This window comes from Streptomyces sp. CCM_MD2014 (assembly GCF_000772045.1).
In the GTDB taxonomy this organism is placed as follows: domain Bacteria; phylum Actinomycetota; class Actinomycetes; order Streptomycetales; family Streptomycetaceae; genus Streptomyces; species Streptomyces salinarius.
In genome coordinates, this window is record NZ_CP009754.1 from 7,900,375 (window position 1) to 7,912,263 (window position 11,889).

General features: G+C 75.0%; 9 protein-coding genes and 1 pseudogene. 8 read left to right on the top strand and 2 right to left on the bottom strand.

The window, feature by feature from the left end:
- Window positions 1–7: 7 nt before the first annotated feature.
- Window positions 8–1,228, bottom strand: a complete 1,221-nt coding sequence (locus NI25_RS35350; RefSeq protein WP_061446378.1) for a PP2C family protein-serine/threonine phosphatase — start codon at window positions 1,226–1,228, stop codon at window positions 8–10.
- A 168-nt stretch (window positions 1,229–1,396) separates the two neighbouring features.
- Between NI25_RS35350 and NI25_RS35355 the strand changes: the two genes are divergently transcribed.
- From NI25_RS35355 to NI25_RS35375, 4 genes are all read left to right on the top strand, one after another.
- On the top strand, window positions 1,397–1,810 hold the full coding sequence (locus tag NI25_RS35355; protein WP_061446379.1) for an SRPBCC family protein: 414 nt from the start codon (window positions 1,397–1,399) through the stop codon (window positions 1,808–1,810).
- Window positions 1,811–2,142: 332 nt separating this feature from the next.
- Window positions 2,143–3,384 (top strand): cytochrome P450, encoded by a 1,242-nt coding sequence (locus tag NI25_RS35360; protein ID WP_078884802.1) that lies wholly within the window; start codon window positions 2,143–2,145, stop codon window positions 3,382–3,384.
- A 1,255-nt stretch (window positions 3,385–4,639) separates the two neighbouring features.
- The gene (locus NI25_RS35370; RefSeq protein ID WP_061446380.1) at window positions 4,640–5,953 is read left to right on the top strand and encodes a cation:proton antiporter; all 1,314 of its coding nucleotides are present in this window, start codon (window positions 4,640–4,642) and stop codon (window positions 5,951–5,953) included.
- A gap of 227 nt (window positions 5,954–6,180) precedes the next feature.
- Window positions 6,181–6,624, top strand: coding sequence for a hypothetical protein (locus NI25_RS35375; protein ID WP_061446381.1), 444 nt, complete (start codon window positions 6,181–6,183; stop codon window positions 6,622–6,624).
- Between the two features lie 97 nt (window positions 6,625–6,721).
- Here NI25_RS35375 and NI25_RS35380 read toward each other — a convergent pair whose 3' ends face one another.
- Entirely contained in the window at window positions 6,722–7,894 is a 1,173-nt protein-coding gene (locus tag NI25_RS35380) for a S1 family peptidase (protein ID WP_061446382.1), read from the bottom strand.
- Between the two features lie 270 nt (window positions 7,895–8,164).
- Between NI25_RS35380 and NI25_RS35385 the strand changes: the two genes are divergently transcribed.
- The 4 genes and pseudogenes from NI25_RS35385 to NI25_RS40400 form a co-directional block, all read left to right on the top strand.
- Window positions 8,165–8,671, top strand: a complete 507-nt coding sequence (locus NI25_RS35385) for an SRPBCC family protein (protein ID WP_061446383.1) — start codon at window positions 8,165–8,167, stop codon at window positions 8,669–8,671.
- A complete protein-coding gene (locus NI25_RS35390; protein ID WP_061446384.1) occupies window positions 8,664–10,292 on the top strand; it encodes a phytoene desaturase family protein in 1,629 nt (542 codons plus the stop codon). Before NI25_RS35385 ends, NI25_RS35390 begins: the two co-directional genes overlap by 8 nt.
- Before the next feature lie 54 nt (window positions 10,293–10,346).
- Window positions 10,347–11,225, top strand: coding sequence for an SDR family oxidoreductase (locus NI25_RS35395; RefSeq protein ID WP_061446385.1), 879 nt, complete (start codon window positions 10,347–10,349; stop codon window positions 11,223–11,225).
- Window positions 11,226–11,574: 349 nt separating this feature from the next.
- Window positions 11,575–11,856, top strand: a pseudogene (locus NI25_RS40400) (hydantoinase/oxoprolinase family protein); the annotation flags it as partial.
- Window positions 11,857–11,889 lie beyond the last annotated feature (33 nt).

Here is an 11,889-nt window from a genome sequence, read left to right on the forward strand (position 1 = left end):
CCGGCCGTCAGCCGGGCAGGAGCGGGCGCGGGTGCGCCGGCCCGGCCTTCGGCGGCGGCCGCCACTCGAACATCAGCAGCGTCGCGTCGTCCCGCAGCTGCCCCTCCTGCGTGTCCAGGATCGAGTGGATGAGACGGCGCAGCGACTCCGGCGCCAGTTCTCCCCCGGCCGTGGCCCGGATGACGTAGTAGGCGAAGCGTTCCAGGCCCAGCAGCTTGGCCTCCCGGGTCCGGGCCTCCACGACGCCGTCCGTGTACATCAGCACCCGGTCCCCGGGTTTCAGGGCCAGCTCGTGCGTCCGGCGCGCCTGGGAGGTGAGCAGGGACGGCATGCCCATGGGCGGGTCGGGATCACGCTCCATGGCGTCGATGACCAGCCGTTCGTCGCGGATCAGAATGGGCGCCGGGTGACCGCAGTTGACCCAGCGCAGCACTCCGGTGACCAGGTCAAGCTGCGCGACGACCGCCGTGCAGAACTTGTCCGGGAGCCAGCTGGACAGCGCCTCGTCCACGCCGCGCACGAGTTCGGGCAGGGGCATGCCGCTGCGCCGGGCGTTGCGGCAGGCCGCCAGCGCGACGGTACTCGTGAGTCCGGAGGCCAGGTCGTGCCCCATGGCGTCCAGGACGGCCACGTGCAGCGTCGTTTCGGTGAGCGCGTGGTCGAAGGCGTCGCCGCCGATCTCGTAGGCGGGTTCGAGCACGGCCGTCGACACGACGTTGCCGTCGCCGATGGTGCGCGGCGGCAGCAGGGCGCGGAGCATCTCGGCGGGCAACTGCATCCGCTGGGTACGGGTGTGCCGGACGAAGGAGTCCTCGTACGCGCGCTTGGACGTGATCACCATGGCGAGCAGCGAGGCGAGCGCCCGCCCGCGCGTCAGCGAGGACGCGGTGAGGGAGGGCTCGTCGACGGCCAGTACTCCGAGCCGCTCCGCGCCGTCGAGAAGCGGGAACCACGCGGTGATGCCGCCGCCGGCCGCGGATTCCTCCACCCGCAGCGACTGCGTGCGGTACGCCCAGCCCGCCAGGGAGTCGTCCACCGGGAGCGCCGGCGCGACGGCCGTCTGGGGGACGAGGCGGCGCTGCTGGATGTCGACGAGGTAGACGACGGCGTGCCGCAGCCCGAGCGCCTTGGCGGTCCGCGCCGTGGCGGTACGCAGGTCCAGGGTGAGGTGGGCCGGATCGGCGAGGAACCGCCGCAGCGCCGCGTCGCCCGGATCCGACGTGGACACCTCGCCTCCTCTCGTCGGGAGCCCGCCGCGGCGGGTGATGCTGCCCAGCACTCTGGCACCCGGCTCCCCGCCCCGCCCGTCGGGCCGGTCGTCCGTGCGGCGCTTCGGTCCCGGCAGAAGGGGCACGCGTCACCACGTACGACCCCGAGCGCCGAGGAGTGGTGCCGCATGACCGAGTACGAGCGTTCCCGCACCATGCCCGCCCAGCCCGAGCAGGTCTTCGACCAGGCCGCGAACGTCGGACAACTGGAGACCTGGCTGCCCCGGGACCTGCACGTGGAGCCGGAGGAGCCGCCCGCCGTCACCGTGCACGAGGACCGCACCGACCAGGACACCTCGGCCCTGCTGAGCGCCCGGCCCGAGCAGATGCGGCTCGAGTGGGGCACCCGTGAGCAGGGCAGCTACGCCGGCTGGTTGCAGGTCGCCGGGCTGGACAGCGGGGCCAGCGAGGTCACGGTGCACCTGTCGTTCTTCGACGACAGCCACGACCCGGGGGAGCGGTCGGTGGCCGAGGCACTCGACGGCAGCCTGCGGCGCCTCGAGGAGCAGGTGAGGATGCGCACCGACAACGCGGCCGGCTGAACGAGCGCCGGCCCGACGAAGGCGGCCAGAACGCGAGGACGGGAGAACACCGGCGAGGACGGGAGAACTCCGGGACAACCCACGGCGGTCCCGCCGTGTCGCGCGGGAAGACCCGGACGACGCCGGCGAACCGCAGGCCCGGTCAGACCGCCGCGGGGCAGGCGTGTCCGCGTCCTCGGCCGTCGAGGCGGGCGCGAGGAGGGCGGCGAGCCGCTCGGCCCCCGGGCGCCGGGTTCCACGGCCGTCGGCGAGCTGTGCCGAACCGGGCGGCGGGCGGTCCGGACGCCGCCCCGGCCGGGTGTCCGCCCGCCGCCCCGGGGCACCCACCCGCCATGGACGCTCACCGCCGCCCGCTGCTGGACCGCACCCCGGCACTGCTCACCGAGGGCTACGCCTGGCTGCCCAACCGCATGCGCGACAGCACCCGCTCCGTACTGCGCACCCGGCTGCTCGGCAGGCCCGCGCTGGCCGTACGCGGCCCGGATGCCGTGCCCTTCTTCTACGACGAGTCGCACGTCCACCGGCACGGCGCGATCCCGCCACCGATCCTGGACACCCTGTTCGGGCAGGGCGCGGTCCACACCCTCGACGGCGCCGCCCACCGCACGCGCAAGGAACTGTTCCTGCCGCTACTCGAAGCCGGCCGCGTCGCCCGCCTCACCGAACACGTCACCGGGGCCTGGGACGAAGCCGTGCGCGCCTGGAGCGAGCGCGACCGGGTCGTGCTGTTCGACGAGGCGGCCGTCGTGCTCACCCGCGGGGTGTGCGACTGGGCGGGAGTTCCGCCCGGGGCCGTCGACGCGGACGCCCTGTCCCGGGACCTCGTCGCGATGGTCGACGGCTTCGCCACCCCGGGCCCCCGCCATCTGCGGGCCCGCCGCGCCCGCTTCCGCCAGGAGGCCCGCATGGGCCGCCTGATCGAGGAGGCCAGGGCGGGCACGGCCGCCGCTCCCGCGGACTCGGTCCTGGAGCGGGTGGCTCGGCACCGGGACACGGCGAACGGCCCGCTGGACTCCCGGACGGCGGCGGTGGAACTGCTGAACGTCCTGCGCCCCACCGTCGCCGTGAGCTGGTTCGTGGCGTTCGCCGCCCACGCCCTGCACCGGTGGCCGGCCCACCGCGAGCGGCTGCGCACCGGTGACGACGCCTTCGCCACGGCCTTCGCGCACGAGGTCCGCCGCTTCTACCCGTTCGCCCCGTTCCTCGGCGCGAGGACCGTCACCGAACTGTCCTGGCACGGCGAGTCCGTCCCGGCCGGCGGCATCCTGCTGCTCGACGTGTACGGGCAGAACCACGACGAGGAGCTCTGGGGCGACCCGTACTCCTTCCGCCCCGCACGGTTCCTGGACCGGCCCCCCGCGCCCGACGAACTGATCCCGCAGGGCGGCGGCGACCCCGCCGGCAGTCACCGCTGCCCCGGCGAGCGCATCACCGTGGGCCTGCTCCAGGCGCTGGCGGTGCGGTTGGCGCGCCTGGACTGCACCGTCCCCGACCAGGACCTGCGGATCCCGCTGCGCCGCATCCCGACCCGCCCCCGCAGCGGCTTCGTTGTCACCGGCGTGCGCGCACCCTGACGGCACGTCACGCGCACCCGTGCAGGACCGGTTGGCTGATCGTTTGCAGCCGTGCGGGTGTGCGGCCGCCCCCGGGCGGCGGAAGGGGTCGTCACCCGAATGGCCCCCGCACGCTACTGGTCGCGGCCGAACCGGTGTCTCCTGGAGGGTGTCAGCGGCGTCCAGGCTGGGAGGCCGATCATGTACGAAATGTGCGTGGGCCCGGAGAAGGCGGGCGGAGCGTTGGTGTGGCACGTACTGGCCAAACAGGCCGCGGCCACACTCTGCGGACAGCAGCTCCGCGAACGCAGAGAAGCATCCGACGGTGAACGGGCGCGTCATTGCCCGGACTGCATGGCTTCCTTCGAGAAGTTGATGGCAACCACACCGTGCTGACGGACCGTCCGCAAACCGTCCGCCCCGCCGCTTCCCGCGGCGGGGCGGACGGCGTACCCGCGCCGGTGCGAGGGTCCGGTCGGGGCATCCGGCCGGCCGCCCGGCCGCCGGTCTGCCGGGCCACGCCGGACAGCCTGGCGCGGTGCGCGTGCGCGAACCCGCTCATCCGTGGGCGGGTCGGGGCCGCGAAAACGCCGCACGACGTCGTCCAGGCCCCGGCGAACCGGTCGGCTTCCCGGACCGGGCTGCCCCGGCACGGCCCCTGACGATCACTCGGGTGGTGCAGTGTCGCGGCCGGGAGCCGGGGAAGTCGCCGGTCATGCCCCGCCGCGCGCCGTCCTCCCGCGCCCGGGGCGGCAGGACGCGCCGCGGCCGGGATCCCCGAGTCGGCCGCGGCGCCTCCTCCTTGGACCGCCCAGCGGCTCGCCTGCCCGGCCGGCCGATGGGTGTCGGCCGTCGGACCATTTGGGTGTCGTCCCCGATGGCCGCCCGGCCCCCCGGCGTGTGACCGTTGACCGACGTCGCGCCCCGGGGGGTCTTTTCGGGGCCGCCGACGCTCGGGGAAAGCCCGGTCTCGCCCGTTCGCGGGCCCTTCCGCCTGGTTCGGTGCGGTGTCCCGTGCGCACCCGGGGCGCCTGGGCGGCCGGTCGGGCCGGCACACCGCCGCGGACGCGACCCGTGTACGGGTCCTCGGCGTGCGGGCTCGTGGCCGGTCCCCGCCCCGGTCCGTCCGACGACGGACAACCCCGACGACGACCGACCCCGACGACGACCGACCCCGCAACGACCAACCCGACGCACGACCGACGAAGGAGAATGCGCATCCATCCCCGTCCAGTGAAGCCCTCCCGACCCTCCGCGCGAGTGAAGGCGGTGACCCGTGGGTCACGCTGACACCCTGCTCGCCATGGGCGGTGCCTTCGTGGCCGCCGCGTTCCTCGCCCGCCTCGGCGGCAGGATCGGACTTCCGACGATCCCCCTCTTCATGCTCGCCGGCATCCTGCTCGGTCCGCACACACCGGGCTTCGTCCTGGTGGAGGACGCGCACGACTTCGAAATGCTCTCCGCGCTCGGACTGGTGCTGCTGCTCTTCTATCTGGGACTGGAGTTCCACCTCGACGACCTCAAGAGCGGCGGCAAACGGCTGCTCACCGCCGGGGGCGTCTATCTGCTCCTGAACGTCGGCGCCGGGCTCGGCTTCGGCTTCGTCCTCGGATGGGGTGTGCGCGAGGCACTGGTGCTGGCGGGCGTGCTCGGCATCTCCTCGTCCGCGATCGTCACCAAGATCCTCATCGACCTGGGCCGCATCGGCCGCCCGGAGACCCGGCTGATCCTGGGCGTCATCGTCGTGGAGGACATCTTCCTCGCGCTGTACCTGGCCGCCCTGCAACCGGTGATCTCGGGCGCGCACGGCATCGCCGACACGGCGCTGCAGGCCGGCAAGGCCTTCGGCTTCCTGCTGGTCCTGGCCGCCGCGGCCCGCTACGGCACCCGGCTCGTGGGCCGCCTGATCGACACGCGGGACAGCGAACTGCTCGTCATCAGCTTCCTCGGTGCCGCGGTGCTCGTCGCCGGAGTCTCCGAAGTCCTCGGCGTCGCCGACGCGATCGGCGCCTTCATGGTCGGCCTGATCCTCGCCGGCACTCCCTCGGGGCCGCGGATCCGTGAACTGGTGCATCCACTGCGCGACGCCTTCGCGGCCATCTTCTTCTTCGCCTTCGGGCTGGCCATCGACCCCGGCGACCTCGCCTCCGTCGCCGGTCCGGTCGCCGCCGCGGCGGCCCTGACCGTCGTCATGAACGTCGTGGCGGGGCTGTGCGTCGCCCGGGTCTACCGCTACGGCAGCGAACCGGCGGCGGAGATCGCCACCACCCTGGTGGCGAGAGGGGAGTTCGCGCTGATTCTGGCCGCCATGGCCGCGGGCGCCGGACTGGACGCGCGGCTCGCGCCCTTCATCGCCGGATACGTGCTCGTCCTCGCCGTCCTCGGCCCCGTCGTCGCGGGACGCGCCCATGTACTCGCCGGCGCGCTGCGGGCCGGCGGCCGGCTGCTGCCCGGGACGACGGCGACGGCCGCGGTGCCGGGCGGCGGGACCGCGGAGGACACGGAGGCGGACAGGAGGCCGGTGCCGGCCCGGGCCTCCTCTTCGTCCGGCCCCTCGCCCTCCTCGGCGCACGCGGAGGCGGAGCGTTAGGGCCCTCCCTCGCAGTCCTGTCGCGGAGACGGAGCGAGGATGCCCCCTCGTCGGCGCACACGGCGGCGGAGCGTCTGGCCGGAAAGGGCGTCCTGGGGAGGCCAGCAGGTGGCCGGTCGCCGCCCCGGGCGGAAGGGCACTGCCTGTCCCGGTGGGACAATCTGCCCACAGGGCCGTTGCCACGACGCCGTGGCCGGACGCGTCCGGGACCGGAAGGAGCCGTCAGCATGATCGAGTGGGTGCCCCTGGGCAGCGGTGCCAGACCCGTCCCCAGGCCGATCGCGGCCCCCCTGGTGTGGGCGGGAGCGTTCGGTGGCGCCCTCCTCCTGGTCGCGCTCCTCAACGGCACCGTGGGCTCGGGCCGTCCGGGCCTCGCCCTGGTCGCGCTCTCCCTGCTGGCGGCGCTGCTCGGACTCTGCGCCCGGTTCACGGCCGCACCGGGGACGGCCGTCCTGTGCTGGCTGTCCCTCAACGGCTTCGCCATACCGCCGGCCGGCGTCCTCACCTGGGCCGGCCGGCGGGACGCGTTCTGGCTGGCCTGCCTGCTCGGCGCGGCCCTCGTCGGTACGGCACTGGCCCGCCTGGTCCACGCGCGGGCCGCCTACCGCCGGCTGACCACGGCGACGGTCCTCGACGCACCGGAGCCGGGGGCCGGTCCCGGCGACGTCTGAACCGCCCGGCCACGCGGCCATGGTGGGGCGGCCCGGAGGCCGGTGGTGCGGGAGGGCCGGACCGGAGAACGGCCCGCCCCTCCCCACCCCCGCCGGATCAGGCCGTGTGGAGGGTCAGGCCGTAGCGGTTCAGGATCTCGTTGACCGGCTGGAACCAGGTCTCCCCGCCGCCGGAGCAGTTGCCCCAGCCGCCCGAGGTGACGCCCTGCGCCTGGTCACCGCTGATGAAGGAGCCGCCGGAGTCGCCGGGCTCGGCGCACACACTGGTCTTGGTCAGCTGATGCACCACCGAGCCGTCGCTGTAGTTGACCGTCTCGTTGTGGGCGAGCACGGTGCCGCAGTGCCAGTGCGTGGTGGAGCCGGAGCGGCAGATCGAGGCGCCCACCGGTGCCACGTTCGAACCGCGCACGAGCTGGTCGGAGACCGTGCCCCAGCCGAGCACGACCGGCACCGTCCACCAGCCGCTGCCCACGCTGACCCACGCGTAGTCGTTGTCGGGGAAGGACGAGCCCTGGAACGTGCCGATGTACGAGCGGTCCCAGCCGCTGACACCGGCGCCGGCCCGGCCGCAGTGCCCGGCGGTGACGAACCCGCCGTGCACCGAGAAGCCGATGGAGCAGCGGACGTTGCCGGTGTAGTACGGGTCGCCGCCGACGGTGCCCGCGGCGAAGGTCCGCGGGGCCGACGGCACCGAGCGCACCGTGACCGGCCCCGCCTCGCGGGCCTGCTTCAGGAAGTCCTGGACATCGTTGTCAGCGCGGTCGCTCGCGACCACGTCGACGACCACGGTGTTGGCGCTCTGGTCCACGCGCCAGCTGCTGACGCCCGCGGGAGCGTCGAGGCGGTCGACGCGTGCCTTGACCGCGTCCAGCTGCCGCGCGCTGTGCTCGACGGTGCGCACCTGCGCGCCGGTGGCGCGTACCGCGCGCAGGGTCGAGGGTGCCGCGTCCGAGGTGACGGCCACGGTCAGTTTCCCGGCGTCGGCGTCGAACCACGAACCGCCGAACGCCTTTCCGGCGGCCCGGCGTGCCACCGGTTCCAGTGCGGTGGCGTCGCGTTCGGCGGCGAGCCGTTGCTCGGCCTCGGCCCGGGTGAGGCCGAAGTCGTGCCGCATGGCCTCCAGGAGGCCGGCGGAGGCGGGCTGCTCGTTGGCGGAGGGGGAGGCGGAGGGGGCGTCGGCCGCCGAGGCCGGCAGGGTGCCGACCGCGGTGAGGCTGCCGAGCACGAGGAGGCCGGCCAGGCCGAGGTGCCTGAGTCTGCTGCGTCTCACGGGAGTTGCCCTTCGTCGTTCCAGCAAGGTGGGGGTGGAACAGATGGCATGGAACAACCGCGGTTTGAGAGCGCTCTCATCGGGTCGCTTCGAGCTTAGCCAGCCCTTGTCATCAGGTCCATGCCAATGCAGCGCCTTTCCGCACCGCCGCCTCCACGCCCCGGCGCCCCGACCCGTTCGCCCCGGTTGGCCGGTCGCCTACGGGGCACTCAGGCACCGTCCCGGCAATGACGGCCCCATGGCGGTGGCCGCTGGACGTGGGAGGCACACATGGCGGTTCGGCACCGGCTGATCCAGGCGACCCCGGAGGCCGTCTGGGACGTCCTCGCGGACGGAGACAGATACGTGGAATGGGTGGTCGGCCCCTCGGAGGTCGTCCCCAAGTCCGGGCAGTGGCCGCAGGTCGGCGCCACGATCGCGTACGAGGTGCGGCTAGGGCCGCTGCTGCTGCACAACGAGACGGTGGTCAGACGCTGCGTGGAGGGCTCAGAACTGGAGCTGGAGGCCAAGGCGGGCCGGCTCGGCACGGCCCGGATCGCCGTGGAACTCCGCCCCTGGGGTGAGCAGTGCCTGGTGATCGTGGACGAGCACCCCCTGCGGGGTCCCGGGGGCCTGGTGCACAACGTCGGTGTCGAGGCGCTGATCCAGGTGCGGCACCGCGCCATGCTCGCCAGGCTCGCGAAGCTCTGCGAGTCGCGCGCCGGTGACCAGTGCCGGCCCGACCCGCCCGACGCGGTGGGTTCCGTGCGCTACCGATGGGGAACCGGCCGTGACTGATGCCGTCGACGCCGTCGTGGTCGGAGCCGGGCCCAACGGCCTGGTGGCGGCCAACCTGCTGGCAGACGCCGGCTGGAGCGTGACGGTCCTGGAGGAGCAGCCCGAGCCGGGCGGCGCGGTGCGGCACGACGACGCGGTCGCCCCCGGCTTCGTCAACGACCTGTTCAGCTCCTTCTACCCGCTCGCCGCCGCCTCCCCGGTCCTGCGCGGTCTGCGGCTGGAGGACCACGGGCTGCGCTGGGCCCACGCCCCCCACGTACTGGCCCACCCCCTGACCGACGGCACCTGCGCCGTCCTCGACCGCGACGTCGCCACCACCGCCGACTCGCTCGACGCCTTCGCACCCGGGGACGGCGCCGCCTGGGAACGGCTCCACGAGGTCTGGGACCGCTACCGGGCCGACATCGTGGACGCCCTGTTCACCCCCTTCCCGCCGGTGCGCGCCGGCGCCAGGCTGGCCCTGCGGCTGCGCGGCGCGGGCGGCCTCAGGCTCGCCCGCACGCTGGTCCTGCCGGTGCGCCGCCTGGGTGAGGAGGAGTTCCGGGGCGAGGGCGGCAAACTGCTCCTGGCCGGCAACGCCCTGCACGCCGACCTCGCCCCCGAAGCGGCCGGCAGCGGCGGCTTCGGCTGGCTGATGTCGATGCTCGGCCAGACCTACGGCTTCCCCGTGCCGGTCGGCGGCTCCGGCGTCCTCACCGAGGCCCTGGTCCACCGGCTGCGCGCCCGGGGCGGAACCCTGCACTGCGGACGGCGCGTCGATCGGGTCCTGGTCCGCGACCGGCGCGCGGTCGGTGTGCGCACCGCCGACGGGGAGACGGTCACCGCCCGTCGCGCCGTCCTCGCGGACGTCTCCGTCCCCGCCCTCTACGGCCGGCTCGTCCCCCCGGCGGACCTGCCGGACCAGGTCCGCGCCGACCTGCGGCACTTCCAGTGGGACTTCGCCACCTTCAAGGTGGACTGGGCGCTGGACGGACCCGTGCCCTGGCGGTGCGAACAGGCGGCGCGGGCCGGTACCGTGCACCTCGCCGACGGCCTCGACGAGCTGACCCGGTTCGCCGCCCAGATCGCCATGCGGCAGGTCCCCGACCGCCCCTTCGCGTTGTTCGGCCAGATGACGACCACCGACCCGACCCGCTCACCGAGCGGTACCGAGTCCGCCTGGGCCTACACCCACGTACCGCACGACATCCGCGCCGACGCGGGCGACGAGGGCATCACCGGCACCTGGGACGCCGGGGAGCAGGAGCTGATGGCCGACCGGGTCGAACGCCAGGTGGAACGGTTCGCGCCCGGCTTCCGCGCACTGGTCCGGGCCCGCCGCGTGCTCGCCCCGCCGACGCTGCAGGCCATGAACGCCAACCTGGAGGGCGGCGCCATCAACGGCGGCACCACCGCCATGCACCAGCAACTCGTCTTCCGGCCCGTGCCCGGCACCGGACGGCCGGAGACGCCGGTGACCGGTCTCTTCCTCGCCTCGGCGGGCGCCCACCCGGGAGGCGGGGTGCACGGAGCACCCGGCGCCAACGCCGCGCGCGCCGCCCTGCGCCAGCACCGGTTCGCGGCCCTCGCCCGGGTGCAGCGGGTCCTGACCCGCCGGGACCGGGCCGGCGACCGGTGCTGACCGCGGGAGAGCGTCCGCACAGCCCGTGACGAATTCCGAGGAAAGGGCCGACCGGTGACAGACAGTCCCCTCCAGAACCGCATCGTCGTGGTGACCGGCGCCGCACGCGGACTCGGCGCCGAACTGGCCCGCGCCTGCGCCCGCCGCGGCGCCCGGCTCGCCCTCCTGGGCCTCGAGAAGCCGCGCCTGGACGCCCTGGCGGCGGAGCTGCCGACCCCCGCGCTCGCCGTCGAGACCGACGTCACCGACCCCGCCGCGCTGGCCGACGCGGCCGACGAGACCCGCCGGCGCCTGGGCAGGCCGTCGGTCGTCGTGGCGAACGCCGGTGTGGCGCACGGCGGACCGTTCGCCACGTCCGATCCCGCCGAGTGGCGCCGCGTCGTCGAGGTGAACCTGTCCGGCAGCGCCCACACGGTCCGGGCCTTCCTGCCGGACCTGCTCGACACGGCGGGCTACCACCTCCAGATCGCCTCGCTGGCCTCGCTCGGCGCCGCGCCCCTGATGAGCGCCTACTGCGCCTCCAAGGCGGGCGTGGAGGCCTTCACCCACTCGCTGCGCGCCGAGGTGGCCCACCGCGGCGTCGCCGTGGGCATCGCCTACCTCAACTGGATCGACACCGACATGATCCGCGACGCCGACCGGTACCCGGTCCTGCGCGAACTGCGCGCCCACATGCCGCCCCCGGCCCGCCGCACGTTCCCGCCCGAGGACGTCGCCGCCCGGGTGGTCCGCGCCGTGGAGCGCCGCCGCACCGCCGTGTACGTGCCGGGCTGGCTGCGCCTGGTCCAGTGGGGACGCGTGACCCTGCCGCCCGTGGTGGTACGGCTGTCCCGCCACGAGCTGCCCCGGATGGAGGCCGAGGGCTCGCTGGGCCACACCGGCCCACTGGGCGCGGGCGGCCTGGCCGACCGGGCGGCCGACACGGGGCGGTAGCCACCGCGCCACCGAGGCCTGCCGGTGTCGATGCGCCCCGACCCGATGCACCCCGACCCCATGCGCCCCGAAGTGCCCCGGTGCCCGTGCGCCCGGAACCGCCGGGGTCGGTCCGTTCCGCCGCGCCCCGCGCCGCCGCGGCCGGCCGGCTTGAGGGGACTCCGAACCGGCGCGCCTGTGCCCGTGCCGCTGCGGCCTGCCCGTGTCGGTGCGCCCGGTCTCGCCGCGGCCGGTCGGCTTGCGTGCTCCGGACCGGTGCGTCGGGGGACGCGGCGTCGCGGGCCGGCCGGGGCACGCGGCGTTGCGGCCGCCCGTACCGCTGCATCCTGAACCGCCGTGGCCGGCCGGCACCCAGGACCGGGCCCACCGCACCGACGACGCCGAGCGTCTGCGGCTGGCCGCCGCCGGCCTCAGGACCGACCCGTCGAAGGTGCACGTCCTGGCGGGCACCCCGGCCCCCACCGTCTACGGCACCGAGGTCCACCGCCGTTTCAGGCCGGTCCGCCGCCCGGTGCGGGTCGTCGACGCCGACGGGGTCGTGCGCCGCCACGCGCCGGACGCCCGGGTCGAGGCGACCACCGTCGCCGCCGCCCCCGAGGAGCTGGCCGAGCTGGTCGCCGAGCACAGTGCCCTCCCGACCGTGCTCGGGGCCCGGCGCGGCCGC

Bases quoted from the DNA above. Each gene is read 5' to 3' on its own strand.
- NI25_RS35355 (WP_061446379.1), top strand. From the start codon at position 1,397: ATGACCGAGTACGAGCGTTCCCGCACCATGCCCGCCCAGCCCGAGCAG.
- NI25_RS35360 (WP_078884802.1), top strand. From the start codon at position 2,143: ATGGACGCTCACCGCCGCCCGCTGCTGGACCGCACCCCGGCACTGCTC.
- NI25_RS35375 (WP_061446381.1), top strand. From the start codon at position 6,181: ATGATCGAGTGGGTGCCCCTGGGCAGCGGTGCCAGACCCGTCCCCAGG.
- NI25_RS35385 (WP_061446383.1), top strand. From the start codon at position 8,165: ATGGCGGTTCGGCACCGGCTGATCCAGGCGACCCCGGAGGCCGTCTGG.